We start from the raw sequence: 17,666 nt of genomic DNA, 5'->3' as shown, positions 1-17,666 counted from the left end.
CATGAGCGCGTCCCAGGCGGAACAGATCGCCGGCGTCCGGCCGATCCTGCGGCGGGTGGTGGCCAATGCGGGCCTGCTGCTGGGCGGCCGCACGGTCAACGCCGTGCTGGGACTGGTCGCGGTGGCGATCGCGGCCCGGGCGCTGGGCGCGGCCGAGATGGGCGTGCTGGTGCTGATCATGGCGTTCGGCCAGTTCCTGGGCGAGGTGGCCAAGTTCCAATCTTGGCAAACCATCCTGCACTTCGGCACGCGGCCCCTGGCCGAGGGGCGGATTCCCGACTTCCAGCGCGTGTTGCGCTTCAGCCTGGCGCTCGACCTGGTCAGCACCGCCTTCGGCATCGCCGTGGGTATCGTGGGCGCGTTCGTGTTCGCCCGGCCCCTGGGCTGGGGCAGCGACGATGCGCCGGCCGCGGCGCTCTACATGCTCTCGATCGCCTTCATGGTCTCGGCCACGCCGCTGGGCCTGCTGCGGCTGTTCGACCGGTTCGACGTGCTGGCCTGGCAATCCGGCCTGATCTCGCTGTTCCGCGCCGTGGGCAGCATCGCAGCCCTGCTGCTGGGCGCCGGCATGGAGGGCTTCCTGCTGGCCTGGGCCATCGGCACGGTCGGCAGCTGGTTCTACCTCGCCGGCTCGGCCTACGCCGAACTGCGCAAGCGCGGGCTGACCCAGGACTTCTCTTGGCGCGGGCCGCTCACCGAGGGCATGCCCGGCGCCTGGCGCTTCGCCTGGAACACCAACATGGCCTCGGCGCTGGACGTGGCCTTCACGCACGTGGCGACGCTGATCGTGGGCGCCCTGGTCGGCCCGGCGCAGGCGGCGTTCTGGCGGGTGGGCCGGCAGGTGGCCGATGCGCTCGCCAAGCCCGCCAAGCTGCTGACGCCCGCACTCTACCCCGAGCTCGCCCGCCTGCGCGCCGACGACCAGCCGCACGCCATGTGGCGGCTGGCTCGCAACGTGGGCCTGCTGGCCGGCGGCATCGGCCTCGTCATGCTGGCGGTCAGCGCGTTCGCCGGGCCTCAGCTGCTGACCCTGGTCATGAGCAAGGACTTCGCGCCCGCGGCCGATGTGATGACCTGGCAGGTGGGCGCCGCGGTCATCGGCATCTTCGCGCTGCCGCTGGAGCCGATGCTCATTTCGCTGGGCAAGCCGGGGGCCGCGGTGCGCGTGCGCCTGGCGGTGGGGGTCGCCTTCCTGGCGGCCATGCCCTTCCTCGTGCGGCAGTTCGGCCTTATAGGCGCGGGCGCCGGGCTGGCTGCGGCCGCCGCCGCGCTTGCCCTGGGCATGCTGTGGTTCATCCTCAGAGAGAACGGGAATCGACAGACGGCGACCACGCCCGCCGAAGCCGATCCCGCGGAACGACTGAAAGGCGACGATTGACTACGACGACCCCAATTCCGACGGCGCCGGACAGGCCGTTCCAGGAGGGCGGCTTTGCGACCCTGACCGCGGCGCTGGATTTCGCCGCCGGGGGGCCGACCGGCCTGACGCTCTACGGGCTGCGGGGCGAGCTTGTCGAAGCCCTGCCCTATGCGACCCTGCGCGACCGCGCCCGCGGCATGGCGACGCGCCTGCTGGCCGCGGGCCTGAAGCCGCATGACCGCGTGGGCCTCGTCGCCGAAACCGACGCCGATTTCATCACCGCCTTCTTCGCCTGCCAGTACGCGCGGATCACGCCGGCCCCGCTGCCCCTGCCCGCCCCGCTGGGCGGCAAGGACGCCTATGTCGAGCAGATCGGCCGCATGCTGTCCTCGGCCCGCGCCACGGCCGTGTTCGGACCCGAAACCCTGCTGCCCTGGCTGAAGGACGCGGCCGCGACCGCGGGGACCAGTCTGGCGATGACCGTGGGCGAACTGCCGGACGCGCCGCCTGCGGACCTGCCCGAGCCCACCGCGGACGACCCCAGCTACGTCCAGTTTTCGTCAGGCAGCACGCGCAACCCGACCGGGGTGCTCTGCACCCACCGCGCCCTGATGGCCAACGCCCTGGCCTCGACCCGCGACGGCCTGCAGGTGACGGCGGCCGACCGCGCCGTCTCGTGGCTGCCGCTCTATCACGACATGGGCCTCGTCGGGTTCCTGCTGATGCCGCTGTCGGCGCAGATGTCGATCGACCTGATGCCCACGGGCGCCTTCGTGCGCCGGCCGCTGCTCTGGCTGGACCTGATCTCGAAGAACCGCGGCACGATCAGCTACAGCCCCTCGTTCGGCTACGAGCTCTGCGCCAAGCGCGGCGACGGCACGCGCGAAGGCCTCGACCTGTCGTCGTGGCGGGTGGCGGGCTGCGGCGGCGACATGGTGCGCCCCGGGCCGTTGCTGGCCTTCGCCGAGCGCTACGCCGCCGCGGGCTTCGCCGCCACCGCGTTCGTGCCCAGCTACGGCATGGCCGAGGCGACTCTGGGCCTGACGATGGCTCCGCTGCACAAGGGCCTGATCTTCGACACCGTAGATGTCGACCGCATGGAAAAAGACGGCGTGGTCCAGGCCGGCTCGGGCCCGCGCTCGCGCGCCTTCGTGCGCTGCGGCCCAATCTTCCCGGGCCATGAGCTCGAGGTGCGAGACGAGGACGGCCGCGTCCTGGGCGAACACACCGTCGGCCGCATCTTCGTGCGCGGGCCCAGCCTGATGCGCGAGTACTACGGCGATCCCCAGGCGACGGCGGCGGCGATGTCGGCGGACGGCTGGCTCGACACCGGCGACCTCGGCTATCTCGCAGACGGCCAGATCGTGCCGACCGGCCGCGCCAAGGATCTGATCCTGCTGAACGGCCGTAACGTGTGGCCACAAGACCTTGAGTGGACAGCGGAATCCGAGGTCGAACGCCTGCGCAGCGGCGACGTGGCGGCGTTCTCGATAGACGCCGACGCCGGCGAAGAGCTGGTGGTGCTGGTGCAGACCCGCTCGGGCGATCCCGAGGTGCGCAAGGCCCTCACCGACGACGTGGCCGCCCTGCTGCGCGCCCGCCACGGCGTCGAGGCGCGGGTCGAGCTGGTGGGCCACAACACCCTGCCCCAGACCTCGTCCGGCAAGCTGTCGCGTTCGAAGGCCCGCGCCCTGTTCCTGGCCGGCGCCTTCAAGCAGGAGGTGCCGGCCTGACCGGCCGGCTCGCGGCGGTCACGGGGGCCACGGGCTTCCTGGGCCGCCAGGTGGTCCGGGCCCTGGGCGAGGCCGGCTGGCGCGTGCGGATCCTCTCGCGCCGCGATCCTGTCGACAGCCTCTGGCGCCACCTCACGCCCGAAGTGGTCGCCGGCGATCTTCGCGATGACGACGCCCTCGGCCGGCTTTGCCTGGGCGCCGACGTAGTGATTCACGCCGCCGGCCTCGTGAAGGCCCCCAGCCGCGCCGCGTTCGACGCCGTCAATGTCGAGGGGGCGCGCCGCGTGGCCCGCGCGGCCGAGTCGGTCCCGCACACGGTGCTGGTCTCCAGCCTGACGGCGCGTGAGCCCGCGCTGTCCCACTACAGCGCCAGCAAGCACGCCGGCGAGCGCGCCATGTCCGAGATGCTGGGCGAGCGCCTGACGATCGTGCGGCCCTGCGCGATCTACGGCCCCTCCGACCGCGAGTTGCTGCCGGTCTTCCAGGCCGCAGCGCTCAGCCCCCTGCTCCCCGTGGTCAGCGAGTCGGCCAAGGTGGCGATGATCCACGTCGAGGACGCCGCGGCGCAAACCGCCGCCCTTGCTGCAGCGCAGCCATCCGGCCGCACCTTCGCGCTCTGCGACGACCGCCCCGAAGGGTATGGATGGCGCGAGTTGATGGCCGAGGCGGCGCGCGCCTGCGGCCGTTCGCCGCGATTTGCCCCGGCGCCGAAGGCCCTGATCCGCGCCGTCGGAATCACAAATGATTTCACTGTGCTCGCGGGCGTGACCCCTATGCTGACCTCCGCGAAGGTCAGAGAACTGCTGCATCCAAACTGGGCGGTCGCGCCGGAGGAGCGGGCAGAAGGAACACCAATGGCCAAGTTTGATCTTCGGGCGGGATTCGAACACACCGTGGCGTGGTACCGCACTGCGGCATGGATGAAACATTAGTAGCTGATTTGTGACCGACCCTTGATCGCCACGGTAGAAAAAGAGGTCGGACATGGTTAGGTACGCGGCTTGCGTAAGCTGTTAAGAGCCGATGGGGGGCTCACTTATGGTGGAACTGGCGACGGACCTGACCGTCCGCGAAGTCGCGCGGGCCGCCGAAACGGTCCTCGGCCGTAGCGTGCAGGTGACCCCGGACACCGACATCGCCCGCGACCTCGCGGTCGACTCGCTTGCGCTCATGAACATCGTGATGGAGCTTGAGGATCGGTTCGACCTATCGATTCCTCTCGATCGCCTGGCTACCGTGCAGACGGTGGGCGACCTCTCCGACCTGATCAACAAGCTGCGGATAAAGGCTTAAGGATGGGGCTGCTCGACAAGCACCTGGGCTATCGCGCCCCGTTGGACGGTATCCGCGCTGCTGGCGCTGATCCGTCCGCCGTTCGATTCGACGAAATCCTCTCGCCCACCGAGGGCATGCTGGATGGCAAGCAGGTCATCCTGCTCGGCACGAACAACTACCTGGGCCTGACCTTCGACCCGGAGTGCATCGAGGCTTCGGCCAATGCGGTCCGCCAGTGGGGCACGGGGACCACCGGTTCGCGATTCGCCAACGGCACCTTCGCGGGCCATACGGCGCTGGAGACGGCGCTGGCCAATTTCTACGGCCGCAAGCACGCCATGGTCTTCACGACCGGCTACCAGGCCAACCTGGGGGGCATCTCGGGCCTCGTCGGCCGGGGCGACCACCTGATCCTGGACGCCGATAGCCACGCCTCGATCTATGACGCGGCCAAGCTCTCGGGCGCCGAGGTCATCCGCTTCCGCCACAACGACCCCGAAGACCTGGCCAAGCGCCTGCGCCGCATGGGCGACGCCGCCAAGGGCAGCCTCATCGTCGTCGAGGGCATCTACTCGATGATCGGCGACGTCGCGCCGCTCAAGGAGATGGTCGCGGTCAAGAAGGAAATGGGCGCCTACCTGCTCGTGGACGAAGCCCACTCCATGGGCGTCCTGGGCGAGAAGGGCCGCGGCCTGGCCGAGGCCGCCGGCGTCGAGGACGACGTCGACTTCATCGTCGGCACCTTCTCCAAGAGCCTGGGCGCCGTCGGCGGCTTCCTGGTCTCGAACGAGGACAACTTCGACCTGCTGCGCATCGTCAGCCGGCCCTACATGTTCACCGCCTCGCTGCCGCCGGCCGTGATCGCCTCGACCCTGACGGCGCTGAAGCGCCTGGAAGAGGACTCCAGCCTGCGCGTCCGCCTGGCCGCCAACGCCGACCGCCTCTACGACGGCCTGCGCGACATGGGTTACGCCGTGGGCCCCCACGCCAGCCCGATCACTGCGGTGGTGATGCCTGACCAGGCCATGGCGGTCACGATGTGGAACGCGCTGCTGCAGAACGGCGTCTACCTGAACCTGGCGATCCCGCCGGCCACGCCTGAGAACAAGTCGCTGCTGCGCTCCAGCGTGAGCGCGGCCCACACCGCCGAGCAGATCGACGCGGTGCTGGATATCTTCGAGCGTCTGGGCCTGGAGTACGGCCTGCTGAAGCGTGCGCGCCGCGCCTCCGCGTAGATCGAAACCGCTATCTGCTCTTCAAAGCGCCGGCGCGGGCCATCTCGCGCCGGCGTTTTTGCAGCTCCAGCCAGGCGCCCGGCGCGGCCAGGAACGGATGCCGCTCGCGCCAGGGCGTCACCGCGATCTCGATCCCCGTGTGGCGTTCGACCTTGTAGGCCGCATAGCGCGCCGCGCCGTCAAAGGTGAAGGCCGCCTTCAGGATCCGCGCGACGTTCAGCGGCTTGCCCATCAGGTTCGGCAGCATCCACCCTGGCAGACCGCGCCGCTCGGGCCGCAGCCCCTCCCCCGCGACCTCGAACGCCACGCCGGCCGCCTGCCAAGCCAGCGGCAGGATCGCCGCGTACCGGGCCGCGAAGGGCGCGACGACGGTGTCGGCCCGGCTGGTGGTCTCCATCCGGAACTCCGCGGCGTAGGTCCGGCGGAACAGCGCCAGCCAGTAGGCCTCGGCAGGGCCGCTCTCGGGGCCCAGGGCGGCGGCGAACCTGGATGCGGTCGTCACGGCCGCCGAAACCGCCTGGGCGGCCTCCTGAGCCTCCCCCGGCCCCGCGCTCCACACGCGCTGCACCGGCTGGACGAAGCGAGCCCAGATGGTGGTGTCCAGGGTCCGGCCCGCGGCGGCGCGCTGGAAAGTCGCCATCGGCAACGTCGCCACCTTGGCCCGCAGCCGTCCCGCCGAGGTCTCGACCTCGTGGTAGCTCACCTCGGGCCACAGCAGGCGCTCGACCAGCCCGCGCAGGCCGCGCCGATGCGGCCCGCGGGTCAGGCGGTAGAAGTCCAGGATCCCGGTCAGGTCGCCCGTGCGCAGGGTCGAGCCATAGTAGAGGATCACCGCGTCCCGGGCCGGATCGGCCAGCGCGGCCGCCAGTTCGACCACCCCCGCCGGCGCCGGCGAGGCCAGCTCGGCCTCGATCAGGGCCGAAAGGTCGTTCACGGAATGACGAACTCCAGCGACGGGCCCTGGCGCACGGTCAGGTCCCCGCCCGGATACGGCTCGCCGTCCAGGACGAAGTCGCCTTCCCAGCGGATCCCGAAGCTCGTCAGGTCGTCGCGCCGATAGCCGTGGTCGGCCAGCCACGACGTCTCATCGCCCCGGATGATGCGCGGCAGCGCCCGCAGCAGGCTGCGCGGCGGCGCGTCGACGGTCAGCACCTTCAGGCCCTCCCGCGGCTCGCCGTACGGCTTGAAGCCCATCGGGAAGCGCTTGAACGTCGAGGCCATGACGATGAACCGCCGCGCGGCTTCGGGACCGTCATACGACAGCGCCACCGGCTCGCCGCGCCGCCAGCGGTCGCCCGCCCCGCCCAGCAGCGTGCGGAACAGCCCGCCGGCGATGGTGACGCCCACCGCCGCGTTGTCGAAAAATCCCCGGCCGTGGTTCTTCTGCGCCAGCTTGGTGGCCCGCACGAACGCGCCGACGCCGAACAGGAAACCCCGCCGCTCAGGCGTCGTCTCGCCTGCCCGCAGAACCTCCAGGCACTGGCGCCGCTTGGTGGGCTTGCCCGCCTCGACCGAGGCCAGGATGTCTTCGAGCGTGGTCCCCAGCGGCGTCTCGATGTCGAGCGCCAGCGCGTTGGTCTTGCCGTTGGGCAGCACCGCCAGACGCGGCAGCTTGCCGCCGCCATAGGCCTCGGGCAGGCGCGTCAGCACCTCGCGGATCGTGCCGTCGCCGCCGTCGATGACCACCAGCTCCACGCCCTCGCCCGCCAGCCGCCTGAGCCCCGCCATCAGGTGGCTGGGCTGTTCGGGGACGATGTCGATGACGTCCTCGGGCAGCGGCGCAGGGCCGCCCGAGCCGCGGTTGCGGTGGCTGTTCTGATTCCAGATGAGGCCCGCGCGGATCAACGCGACAGCCAGGAGACCACCCGCTCGCGCGGCATGGCCATGGCCTGGACCAGTTGGACGGCGTGGACGATCAGCGACAGCCCGGTCCAGATCGCCACGAGGTAGAAGCCCAGCACCGGCTGTCCGATCGCCCAGGCCGGCGTCAGGATCAGCAGGTTCGGGTTCCGCCGCGCGGTGATCAGCCGGAAGAAGCTGTCGAACGCGCGCCACGAGTGCACGTGGAAGCCGAAGCGGCGCATGAAGATGCCTTCGATGACCCGCTGGACCACATAGCCGCCCAGGATCACCCACAGCGCGATCCCCGCCGCATCGGTTCCGATCGCCCAGATCCCGAAGCAGCCCGCGTACCAGGCCCACCACCAGAACGGCGGATGGATCAGGTCGATGCCGTGGTCGAAGACGTTTCCGATCGCCGACGAGGTCAGGGTCACCCGGGCCAGCTTGCCGTCCACGGTGTCGAGGAAGGTCATGATCCAGCCGCAGAGCAGGCCCCACCCGAACTGGCCCTGCCAGAAGAGGTAGAAGGCCGCCAGCACCAGCAGAAACCCGATGAAGGTCACATGGTTGGGCCGCAAACCTGCGATGGCGCACCAGCGGGTGACGATGCGCGCCGGCACAGGCCACCAGTACTTGGTGACGACATCGGTCACGCCCTTGTACGAGCCGGCGAAGGTGCGGGCCTCGACGGCGCGGACATTCTCGGGCGTCAGCCGCACCAGCACCGGCGGCTCGCGCTTGCGCAGGGCCTCGTTGTACGAGAGCTCGGCCAGCGACAGGCGCTGCAGCCCCGCGGGCTCACGGCCGCTCTCCAGCGCCGCCGACGCCTCGGCCACCTGAGAGGCGGGAACATGGGCCGCCACGGCCTCGCCGTCGTCGGTGACCAGCACGGCGTCCGGGCGCTTGGCCAGGGTCGCCAGCAGGCTTTCGTCATAGACCCAGCCGCCCAGCGCCAGCACAACCCCGCCTGACGCGGGCGCGGTCTCGACCACCGCCAGCTTGGCGCGCGCGAAGGTCCGGCGCAGCCGCTCGCGGGCGGTCATGCCCCATATGCGGACGTCGCCCGCGCCCAAGATCATCCCAGCGGGTGTCGTCATCGTTCCTGCCGGCGTCACCGCCGCGTCATCCAACGTCTGCAAAAGCTAGCCTTACGCCTCACGCAAATCGGTGGAACCTGATACCGGGGGCCGTTCCGTTAGGAAAGCTCGTGACCGCCTTCCGTCTCGCCCATCTGTCAGACCTGCAGCTGCCGCCGCCGCCCCTGCCCTTCCGCTGGCGCGACGTGGCCTCGAAACGCCTGCTGAGCCGGTTTGCCTGGCGGCGCAAGCAGCATCGCCACGATCAGGTCGTCCTCGACGCCATCGCCGCCGATATCGCCGCCCGCCGGCCTGATCATGTGGCGATCACGGGCGACATCATCAATTTCTCCACGCCGGAGGAATTCGCGGCCGCGCGCGCCTGGCTGGCCAACCTGGGCGACCCTGGCGGGGTCACCGTCAGTCCCGGCAACCACGATGCGCTGTCGGCCCGCGGCGCGCCAGAGGCGTTCGCCCCCTGGCGGCCCTGGCTGGGCGACGAGGGCGCCGATTTCCCCTACCTGCGCGTCCGTGGCCCCGTGGCGCTGATCAACCTGTCCTCGGCGGTGCCCACGGCGCTGCACCTGGCCCAGGGTGAGCTGGGCGCGGCCCAGATCGCCGCCGCCCGCGCCCTGCTGCGCGAGGCCGCCGAGCGCGGCCTCTACCGCGTGGTGCTGGTCCACCACCCCGTCGCCCCCGACGTGGTGTCCGGCCGCAAGGAGCTGGTCGACGCCGACGCCCTGCGCGCCATGCTGGCCGAGACCGGCGCCGAACTCATCCTCCACGGCCACGCCCACGAGGCCCTTCTGACCACGGTCCCGGGCCCGGCCGCCGCCATCCCCGTTCTGGCCGTCCCCGCCGCCTCCACCCCCGCCGGCGGCCGCGGCCAACCCGCCCGCTGGAACGAACTCGAGATCCTCCGCGACGGCAAAGGCTTCCGCACGACCGTGACGGCGCGGGGCATCACGCTGGAGCTGACGGTGGAGCACAAGGGCAGCTTCGTGCTGGCCTGAGGCGGCGCTCCGAACCGCGTGTCTTGAAGGCTGCGAGCGCCCGGTCAGAGCCCGGCTTGGCCCCATGGCCATTCGGCTCGACAGGGGGTTTCCGCGCGTGCACGCTCCGGGCCTGGGTGGGGTTACTGGATGACCAGTGCGGACGCGGTCGGTACCACGCGGTTCTATCTTGGCATGGCCCTGCTGGGGCTGGGCGTGGCCGTCGCGGGGTTCTCCAAGACCTTTCTCGTTCCTGCGCTTTCCGGCACGTTTCAAGCGCCTCTCGTGGTGCATCTCCACGGCGCGGCAGCCTTCTCCTGGGTGCTGCTGTTCGTGGTTCAGCCCGCGCTGATCCAGCGCCGACGCTACGACCTGCATGTCCGAGCGGGTGCTCTCGGTGCGATCATCGCTCTCGTCGTGCCCGCCACGGCCATTCCGGCGGGACTCTATGTGGTGGAGCGGGATCTCGCCGCCGGCCTCGGCGCGACCGCCGTCTCCGGCCTCCTCGGCGTCGTCACGGCGTCGTTGATCTTCCTGGCGCTTGTGATCGCGGCCATAGCTCTCCGGGCCAGGCCCGCCGTCCACAAGCGGCTCATGTTGCTGGCGACGATTGTCGTGCTGTGGCCCGCCTGGTTTCGCCTGAGGCACTGGTTTCCTGCGGTCCCTCGACCCGAAATCTGGTTTGCCATCGTTGCGGCCTACAGCCTCGTCCTCGTCGCCATGCTGCGCGACCGATGGGTCGAGGGTCGCGTGCACCCCGTGTGGTGGTTCGTCGGCGTCCCGATTGTGGCGGAACAGGCGGCTGAAGCCTTCCTGTTCGACACGAACCTGTGGCAGGCCGTTGCGTCCAGCCTTTACGCCGCCCTCACCTGAACATGTCACGCCCCGACCCGGCTGTATCTGCAGCGCTCGTGGCAGGATCGCGGCGGGAGGCCCGCGGACGTCGCGAGGGTCTGGGATGGGTGGAAGACTGACGCGGCGCAATCGACCATCGGGAGCTTCAAGGCTGACTTGATGCTAAACTGTCCGAAGGCCTCTCGGGGATGAGTCGCATGTTGCGCGGGGTGGCGTCGGCTGTTCTGGCTTCAACGCTCATGGGATCCCCGGCCCACGCCGTTGATCCCAGCGCGGCCTTGGCGGTCGTCCAGAGATTCGCAGCTGCGCCTGACCGCGCGACCTACGCCTCGTTCTGCGCTCCGGACATGATCTATGTCGACCACGTACCGCCCTACGTCTTTTCGGGACCGTCGGCATGTGAGGACGAGTGGGACGCAGCCGAGCGATGGGCGCAGCAGAACAGACTTGAAGTGACGGATTGGGGAAGGATCACCGCTCCATCGTTCGTCGACGTCCACGACGACAGTGTCTATGCCGTCTACCCCGTTCGGGCGACCTTGACCCGCAATGGGCGGCGGGAGGTCGAGGAGGGATTCTGGACCTTTGTCGTCCAGCGCCGCGCTTCGGGCTGGCTGATAAGGGCGGCGACCTTCTCGACTGTGCAGTTTGTACCGGATGGCGAGCCTCGCTGACACAATGTCCGCTAAGCGTCGAAGGCCTCCGGGCTGACAACGAAAGTCCGGCAGCCAGGCGCTTGACAATAGGCGCGTATGTTCTATCTTTGTTCTCATGTCGACCGAGGCCGCCCGCGACGCGCGTGAGCTCCAGATGCTGGAGGGGCTGGTCGACTGCGCCTACGGGTTGGCGACGACGCTCGCCGCGGCGGCGAAGGCCGAACCCGACACCCGGCGCTGCCTCGACCTGGTCGAGGGGTTCACCAAGTGTTCGTTCGCCATGCGAATGGGCATCCGCCTCTGCAGGACCCTGCGCGCTCCGCCGAAGGCGGAGCCCGCCCGCGCCGAGGCCTCCGAGCGGGAGCGGGCGGAACATGAGCCTGTCGAACGCGGCGAGCGCCCGGAACTGGAGCGGGAACGCGACCGGGACTATGAACCCGTCAGCCTGCCGAAGTTCCTGAGCACCCTGGGCGTGGTCGCCCGGGATGCGGCCCGTCTCGAAGACCGCCTTCCCCCGGAGGCCGCCCGGCTCCTGCCGACCCTCCGGGACCTCCTGGCGCAGGCGAAAGCCGATCCGCCGTCACCCGAACCCGGCCCCTCAAGACCAACCGGCGTCGCCGTCCTGGCCCGTCCGCCGCAACCCGCGACCCGCCACACCCTCCTGGGCTCCGCCGCGCCGCCAAGACCCGGCCCCCGCGCCCCGCCCCCCTGGCCCAACTCCGGCTGACCGCCGAGCCCGCGCGCAGCGCCCTGAATTCAAACCACGAAATACACGAAATACACGAAAGCGAGCCGGCTCCCGCCGCCCGCGGGCCGCCCCATGCCCGTTCGTGTATTTCGTGTATTTCGTGGTTCCGCGCGAAGCGCTCTCAAACCACCGATTTCACGGATTGCCAGACCGAGCCCTGGCGTCCCCACCCGGCACGGCCGCCCATCCGTGCAATCCGTGCAATCCGTGGTTCAACCGGCAGCGCCCGCGGCGCGAGAGACCTGACCGCGAGGCTCCCCTTCGCGCTTCCACCCCGGGGACCGTCTCCCTATGATGGCGCGGCGGCGCGGCCGCGGATTCCCATGGACAAGTCGTGACCAACCCGACGGCCCGCAAGTTCGGCTTCCCTGACACCCTGGTGGCGGAAACGCCCCACTGGCTGGTGCTGGTGCGCCCGCAGCAGCCCACCTACGGATCGCTGGTGCTGGTCTGCAAGGAGGACGCCAAGGCCTTCTCCGACCTCTCGGCCGGGGCCTTCGCCGACCTCAAGACGGCCGTCGACGGCATCGAGGCCCTGCTTCGCCACAAGGTCGCCTACGAGCGCATCAACTACCTGATGCTGATGATGGTCGACCCCGACGTCCACTTCCACGTCCTGCCCCGCTACGAGGGCGAACGGCGGCATGGCGGCCACACCTTCGCGGATGCGGGCTGGCCGGGCCAGCCGCAGCTTGCGTCGCACGTCGCACTGAGCGAGGAGGAGGCCAAGGCGATGGCCGCCGAATTCGCCGCCCGCTGGCGGGCATGATCGCCCCGTCCATCCCGGGCGTCCTTGGGGGGACCGCTTGAGTCTCATCGACCGCTACCTGCTCCGCCTGGCCTTCTGGCCCATGGTGGGCGCGACCGGGGTGACCCTGATCGCGCTCCTGCTGGAGCGCACCCTGCGTTTGCTCGACATGCTGGCCGCCTCGTCGGACCGGTTCGGTTTCGTGGCCCAGCTGGCCGTCAACCTGGTGCCCCACTACGTCGGCCTCACCCTGCCCGCCGCCTTCTTCCTGGCGCTGGTCGTGGTCGTGAACCGGATGAACCAGTCGTCCGAGGTGGACGCCCTGCTGGCCGCCGGCGTCTCGCTGACCCGGCTGGCCGCGCCCTACCTGTGCCTGGCGGCGGCGTTGACGGCCGTCAGCCTGCTCGTCTTCGGCTTCCTGCAGCCCTACAGCCGCTATGCCTATCGCGCCGTCCTGCACACCGCGCAGAACGCCGGCTGGAACGGGTTGGTGCCCGCCGAGACGATCCTGATCCCCTCCAAGGACCTCACCGTCACCACCGACGCGGCCGACCCCGCCGGCCAGCGGCTGGAGCGGATCTTCATCCGGCGGATCGACGAGAAGGGCCGCGAGGAGGTCACCACCGCCAGCATGGCCGAGATCCGCCGCACCGCCGACAACGCCAACGTGCGGCTCGAGCTGCGGAACGGCCAGCAACTGCGCTTCAACGCCGAGGGACATCCCCAGGTGTTGCGCTTCGACTCCTTCACGATGCAGCTGCCGATGACCGGCCCCGCCAAGCTGCTGCGGGCTCGCGGCGGCGACGAGCGCGAGCTGACCCTGTTCGAGCTGTGGAACCAGGCCAACTCCAACCGCTCGACCCTGCCCAAGGAGACGCTGAAGGGCGAACTCTACGGCCGTCTGGCCCGGGCGTTCGGCCTGCTGCTCTTGCCCCTGCTGGCGGTGCCGCTGGGCATGGCGGCCAAGCGCAGCGGCCGGGCCCCCGGCGCGATCGTCGGCGGCCTTCTGTTGCTGGCCTTCCACCATATGGTTCAGCTGGGCCAGGGCCTGGCGGAGACCGGGCGCGTGCCCGCGAGCCTGGCCGTGGGAACGCCCTTCCTGGTCTTCGCCGCGATCTGCTTCCTGGTCTTCTTCACCAGCCGCAAGCGGCCGGGCGAGACGCCGATCGGACTGGCCATGGAGCATATCTCGGCCGCCATCGCCCGCATGCGTCCGCGCAAGGCCGCGGCCGGGGCGCCGGCATGACGCTTTCGACCTACCTGCTGAAGCTGATGGCGACGCGGATCCTGACCGCGCTCCTGGTGCTGATCGGCATCCTGCAGATCCTCGACCTGCTGGACGTCACCACCGACATCCTGGACCGCGACCTCGGCGCGGCCGGCGTCGGCTACTACGCCCTGCTGCGCCTGCCGCGGCTGATCGAGCAGGCCGCGCCGCTGGCGGTGCTGGCCGGCGGTCTCTTCGCCTTCGGCAAGCTGGCCGGCGAAAGCGCGGTCACCGCCATGCGCTCGACCGGCATCTCGGCCTATCGGCTGACCCTGATGGCGCTCCCCGCCGCGGTGCTCATCGCCCTGGCCCAGCTCGCCATCGTGATCGTCATTGCGCCGCGCACCGACGCCCGCCTGGGCGAATGGTGGCAGGCGTCGACCCCCAAGGACCCCGCCAAGATCGTCGATCCGGTCACCTTCCGCGTCGGCGACGAGATCGTGGTGGCCGTGCCCCGCGACCCCGACGGCCGCAGCCTGGAGAAGGTGACGATCTATCGTCGCGATGAGGCCGGCCGCCTGACCCAGCGCACCACCGCCCAGGCGGCCGTGTTCGAGAACGAGCGCTGGCGGCTGATCGAGCCGCGTTTCGAGAGCCTGGGCCCCAACAGCGTCGCCGAGGGCGCGGCGCGATCGCAGGACTGGACCGGCAAGCTGACGCCCACCGACATCCGCACCCTGGCCATGGGCGAGACCTCGGTCACCCCGGCCGAGGCCAGCCGGGCGCTGGCCGGCGGCCTGTCGGTCAGGCCCCGCACCTTCTACGACACCCAGCTGCAGCGGGCGTGGGCCGCCCCCGTGGCCTGCATCGTCATGCTGCTGCTCACCGCGCCCGCAGCGATGGCCAATTTCCGAGGCGGAGGGGCCACGCTGATCGTCCAGTGCCTTGCGGCGGGCCTGTTGTTCCTCGTGTTTGACGGCGCCTTCACCGCCCTGGGAGAGAACGGCGCCGCGCCGCCGATCCTGGCCGCCTGGGCCGCGCCCGCCATGTTCGCTGCGTTGGCGGTCACCGTATTGCTCTATCTGGAAGGATGACGATGCCGGGGGGCGTCTCCATCGTGCCGGTCGGCGACAAGGCCGGCCTCGACCGCTTCATCCGTGTCGCCATGCGCATCGGCGCGCGCGAACCCAACTACATCGCGCCCCTGATGTTCGAGCGCGGCGAGGCGCTGACCGCCAAGGGCAACCCGTTCTTCGAACACGCCGACGTCCAGTTCTGGCTGGCGGTGAAGGATGGCCGCGACGTGGGCCGCATCAGCGCCCAGATCGACCACCTGAACCCGACGGCCAAGGACGGCGTCGGACACTTCGGCATGATCGCCGCCGAGGACGACCCGGAGGTCTTCGCCGCCCTCTTCGCCGCCGCGGAAGCGTGGCTGAAGGATCGCGGATGCAAGGTCGTCCAGGGCCCGGTCAACCTGTCGACCAACGAGGAAGTGGGTCTCCTGGTCGAGGGGTACGACACCCCGCCCATGTTCATGATGGGCCACGACGCGCGCCACATCCCCGCGCGCATCGAGGGCCAGGGCTACGCCAAGGCCAAGGACATCTACGCCTACACCTGCAGCGTCGCCGACGACCTGCCCGGCCCGATCCTGCGCCGGGTGCGCAAACCCGCGCCCGACGGCGTGGTCCTGCGAACCCTGGAGATGAAGCGCCTGGACGAGGAGGTCCGCACCCTCACCGGCATCCTCAACGACGCCTGGTCCAACAACTGGGGCTTTACGCCCACCACCGCCGCCGAGACCCAGGCGCTGGCCAACAACATGAAGCTGCTGCTCGACCCGAGGCTGGCCTATTTCGCCGAGATCGACGGCGAGGCGGCGGGCTTCATGATCCTGCTGCCCAACATCAACGAGGCGATCGCAGACCTCGGCGGCAAGCTCCTCCCGTTCGGCTGGGCCAAGCTGCTCTGGCGCCTCAAGGTGAAAGGGCCCAAGACAGGGCGCGTGCCGCTCATGGGCGTGAAGCGAAAGTTCGCCGGAACGATGCGCGGCCAGCTCCTGCCCTTCCAACTGATCGACGCGGTGGCCCAGGCCGCCCGAAAGCAGGGCTACGAGCGCTACGAGCTGTCGTGGATCCTCGAGGACAACATGGCCATGCGCCGGATCTGCGACGCTGGCGGGGCCAAGGTCTACAAGACCTATCGCGTCTATGAGAAGGCGCTGTGACAGGGTTCAAGGCGCTGGTCCTCGCGGGATCGCGAGGCGGCGTCGATCCCGTCGCGACGTATGCCGGCGTCGCCCACAAGGCCCTGATCCGACTCGACGGCGAGACCCTGCTGGCCCGCGTGGTGACCGCCGTCCGCGCCGCCGGCGCGAGCGAGGTGGCGGTGATCTCCAGCCATCCCGAGGTCCGCGCCGAGATCGCCCGCCTGGGCGCTGTCGCCCTGGAGGAGGCCGCTGGCCCCAGCCTCAGCGTCGAACGCGCGGCGCAGCAGCTGGGCACGCCCCTGCTCGTCACCACCGCCGACCACGCCCTGCTTGAACCGGCCTGGATCCAGCGTTTCATCTCCGAGACACCCGGAGACGCCGACGTGGCCGTCCTGGTGGCCAAGCGCAACACGGTCGAGGCCGCCGCGCCCAGCACCAAGCGCACCTGGCTGAAGCTGGCCGATGGCCACTGGTCGGGCTGCAACCTGTTCTGGCTGGCCAACGACCGGGCGCTGGGCATCCTCGACCTGTGGAAGCGCGTCGAGGCCGAGCGCAAGCGGCCCTGGCGGATGGCCTGGATCCTGGGCCCGCGCATGCTGCTGCGCTTTATCACCCGCCAGCTGGCCCTGCGCGCTGCGGCCCAGCGCCTGGGCGAAGTGGCCGGCGTCCGCGCCGCCATCGTGGTGACGCCCTACGGCCTGGCCTCGGTCGATGTGGACAAGCCCGCCGACCTCGACCTGGTGCGCGAGATCGTCGGTCGGACCCAGACCGATCTCTAGAGGGTCCAGCCCGAGGAGAGCCGGGTCAGGTTGTCGACGTCCTGCGGGAAGTCCATCTCGCCCCACTCGAGCCCCTCGACCGATGCGACCTTCACGTCGACGCCCGAGCGGGCCAGCTCATCGATGACCGACAGGTACCAGCGGCGCAGTCCCTCCGGGGTCTGAAGCACCTTCTCGACGCCGTCGCGGAACTTGGCCGCGCCTTCGACCGAGAAGCGCAGGAAGCCGATGCTCTCGGCGTCGTAGGCCTCGATGGTCTTGCCGATGGCGACGAGGCGGCCGTGCTCGGTCAGCACCTTCATGTCGTCGGCGTCGTAGGCGGGCTTGCGATCGATCGTGACCGTTATCTCGGCCGGCGGCGCCGCGAGCAGCCTCTCGGCCACGCCGGGGCCGAACAGGGTGTCGCCATTCAGCACCAGCACCTGGCGATCGAACTCCCGCCGCACGATCCAGCAGGACGCGGTGTTGTCCGACACGGTGTAGAACGGGTTGAACTCGAGCCGCACGGGCATCGCCAGACCCAGGGCGGCGACCTCGGCCTCGACGGCGTCAGCCCGGAAGCCGGTGACGATCACCGTCTCCTCGACCCCCGCAGCCTGCAAACGCAGCAGCTGCCAGGCCAGCAGCGAGCGGCCCGACAGCTCGATCAGGCATTTCGGCCGGGCCTCGGTCAGCGGCAGCAGGCGCTTGCCCTGGCCGGCGGCGAGGATGATGGCTCGGGTGGGAGAGGTCACGAAGGCGTCCGTGGAAGGCGTTCTGGGTGAAGGCGTTCTGGCCCGGTCGCGCGGGTCGGCCCTTATGTCTGGCTCCGACCCGAAAGTGAAGACGCACGCCGGTCACGAACGGTGACGAATTGCGAGAGCCCTGACGAAAAGACCCCGCGAGGCGAGCGGCCCGCGGGGTCTTCCGTTCTCAACGAAGAACCTGCGCCTGGCGCCCGAGGCGCCA

Annotated in this window: 18 protein-coding genes; 14 read left to right on the top strand and 4 right to left on the bottom strand. The window is 70.2% G+C overall.

Features of this window, described 5'->3' with window-relative positions; genetic code table 11:
- Window position 1 precedes the first annotated feature (1 nt).
- The 5 genes from EPN98_RS14715 to EPN98_RS14695 all read left to right on the top strand — a co-directional run bounded on the left by EPN98_RS14715 (window position 2) and on the right by EPN98_RS14695 (window position 5,603).
- The gene (locus EPN98_RS14715; protein WP_293363615.1) at window positions 2-1,378 is read left to right on the top strand and encodes a lipopolysaccharide biosynthesis protein; all 1,377 of its coding nucleotides are present in this window, start codon (window positions 2-4) and stop codon (window positions 1,376-1,378) included.
- Complete coding sequence (locus EPN98_RS14710; protein WP_293363614.1) at window positions 1,375-3,093, top strand: fatty acyl-AMP ligase; 1,719 nt, start codon at window positions 1,375-1,377, stop codon at window positions 3,091-3,093. Before EPN98_RS14715 ends, EPN98_RS14710 begins: the two co-directional genes overlap by 4 nt.
- Complete coding sequence (locus tag EPN98_RS14705; protein WP_293363791.1) at window positions 3,090-4,025, top strand: SDR family NAD(P)-dependent oxidoreductase; 936 nt, start codon at window positions 3,090-3,092, stop codon at window positions 4,023-4,025. Before EPN98_RS14710 ends, EPN98_RS14705 begins: the two co-directional genes overlap by 4 nt.
- Window positions 4,026-4,134: 109 nt before the next feature.
- Window positions 4,135-4,386, top strand: coding sequence for an acyl carrier protein (locus EPN98_RS14700; RefSeq protein ID WP_293363790.1), 252 nt, complete (start codon window positions 4,135-4,137; stop codon window positions 4,384-4,386).
- Between the two features lie 2 nt (window positions 4,387-4,388).
- Window positions 4,389-5,603, top strand: coding sequence for a pyridoxal phosphate-dependent aminotransferase family protein (locus EPN98_RS14695; protein WP_293363612.1), 1,215 nt, complete (start codon window positions 4,389-4,391; stop codon window positions 5,601-5,603).
- Between the two features lie 10 nt (window positions 5,604-5,613).
- Here EPN98_RS14695 and EPN98_RS14690 read toward each other — a convergent pair whose 3' ends face one another.
- The 3 genes from EPN98_RS14690 to EPN98_RS14680 are packed head-to-tail and all read right to left on the bottom strand — an operon-like array spanning window position 5,614 to window position 8,542.
- Window positions 5,614-6,537, bottom strand: a complete 924-nt coding sequence (locus tag EPN98_RS14690; RefSeq protein ID WP_293363611.1) for a hypothetical protein — start codon at window positions 6,535-6,537, stop codon at window positions 5,614-5,616.
- Window positions 6,534-7,448, bottom strand: coding sequence for a diacylglycerol kinase family protein (locus EPN98_RS14685; RefSeq protein ID WP_293363609.1), 915 nt, complete (start codon window positions 7,446-7,448; stop codon window positions 6,534-6,536). Before EPN98_RS14685 ends, EPN98_RS14690 begins: the two co-directional genes overlap by 4 nt.
- The gene (locus EPN98_RS14680) at window positions 7,445-8,542 is read right to left on the bottom strand and encodes a CDP-alcohol phosphatidyltransferase family protein (protein WP_293363608.1); all 1,098 of its coding nucleotides are present in this window, start codon (window positions 8,540-8,542) and stop codon (window positions 7,445-7,447) included. The genes EPN98_RS14685 and EPN98_RS14680 overlap by 4 nt, the downstream gene beginning before the upstream one ends.
- 110 nt (window positions 8,543-8,652) lie before the next feature.
- On the opposite strand from EPN98_RS14680, the gene EPN98_RS14675 reads away from it, so the two are divergent.
- From EPN98_RS14675 to EPN98_RS14635, 9 genes are all read left to right on the top strand, one after another.
- The gene (locus tag EPN98_RS14675) at window positions 8,653-9,534 is read left to right on the top strand and encodes a metallophosphoesterase (protein WP_293363606.1); all 882 of its coding nucleotides are present in this window, start codon (window positions 8,653-8,655) and stop codon (window positions 9,532-9,534) included.
- A gap of 129 nt (window positions 9,535-9,663) precedes the next feature.
- Window positions 9,664-10,386 carry a hypothetical protein gene (locus EPN98_RS14670; RefSeq protein ID WP_293363604.1) on the top strand — a complete coding sequence of 241 codons (723 nt, stop codon included), beginning with the start codon at window positions 9,664-9,666 and terminating at the stop codon, window positions 10,384-10,386.
- A 179-nt stretch (window positions 10,387-10,565) separates the two neighbouring features.
- On the top strand, window positions 10,566-11,042 hold the full coding sequence (locus tag EPN98_RS14665) for a nuclear transport factor 2 family protein (RefSeq protein WP_293363603.1): 477 nt from the start codon (window positions 10,566-10,568) through the stop codon (window positions 11,040-11,042).
- Window positions 11,043-11,139: 97 nt separating this feature from the next.
- The gene (locus EPN98_RS14660) at window positions 11,140-11,751 is read left to right on the top strand and encodes a hypothetical protein (protein WP_293363601.1); all 612 of its coding nucleotides are present in this window, start codon (window positions 11,140-11,142) and stop codon (window positions 11,749-11,751) included.
- A gap of 355 nt (window positions 11,752-12,106) precedes the next feature.
- Window positions 12,107-12,541, top strand: coding sequence for an HIT family protein (locus EPN98_RS14655; RefSeq protein WP_293363600.1), 435 nt, complete (start codon window positions 12,107-12,109; stop codon window positions 12,539-12,541).
- Window positions 12,542-12,578: 37 nt separating this feature from the next.
- On the top strand, window positions 12,579-13,766 hold the full coding sequence (locus EPN98_RS14650) for an LptF/LptG family permease (RefSeq protein ID WP_293363598.1): 1,188 nt from the start codon (window positions 12,579-12,581) through the stop codon (window positions 13,764-13,766).
- The gene (locus tag EPN98_RS14645; protein WP_293363597.1) at window positions 13,763-14,821 is read left to right on the top strand and encodes an LptF/LptG family permease; all 1,059 of its coding nucleotides are present in this window, start codon (window positions 13,763-13,765) and stop codon (window positions 14,819-14,821) included. The genes EPN98_RS14650 and EPN98_RS14645 overlap by 4 nt, the downstream gene beginning before the upstream one ends.
- Window positions 14,818-15,957 carry a dATP pyrophosphohydrolase gene (locus EPN98_RS14640; RefSeq protein WP_293363596.1) on the top strand — a complete coding sequence of 380 codons (1,140 nt, stop codon included), beginning with the start codon at window positions 14,818-14,820 and terminating at the stop codon, window positions 15,955-15,957. The genes EPN98_RS14645 and EPN98_RS14640 overlap by 4 nt, the downstream gene beginning before the upstream one ends.
- Complete coding sequence (locus EPN98_RS14635; protein ID WP_293363594.1) at window positions 15,954-16,718, top strand: nucleotidyltransferase family protein; 765 nt, start codon at window positions 15,954-15,956, stop codon at window positions 16,716-16,718. Before EPN98_RS14640 ends, EPN98_RS14635 begins: the two co-directional genes overlap by 4 nt.
- Here the strand turns inward: EPN98_RS14635 and EPN98_RS14630 are convergent.
- Window positions 16,715-17,452: a phosphocholine cytidylyltransferase family protein gene (locus EPN98_RS14630; protein WP_293363593.1), complete on the bottom strand. Its 738-nt coding sequence runs from the start codon at window positions 17,450-17,452 to the stop codon at window positions 16,715-16,717. The two genes, EPN98_RS14635 and EPN98_RS14630, sit on opposite strands and share 4 nt — an antisense overlap.
- Window positions 17,453-17,666: the final 214 nt, after the last annotated feature.

It is taken from the genome of Phenylobacterium sp. (assembly GCF_004299445.1).
Classification (GTDB): domain Bacteria; phylum Pseudomonadota; class Alphaproteobacteria; order Caulobacterales; family Caulobacteraceae; genus Phenylobacterium.
The sequence above is the reverse complement of the archived record's forward strand: the minus strand, read 5'-3'. Positions and strand labels throughout refer to the sequence as shown.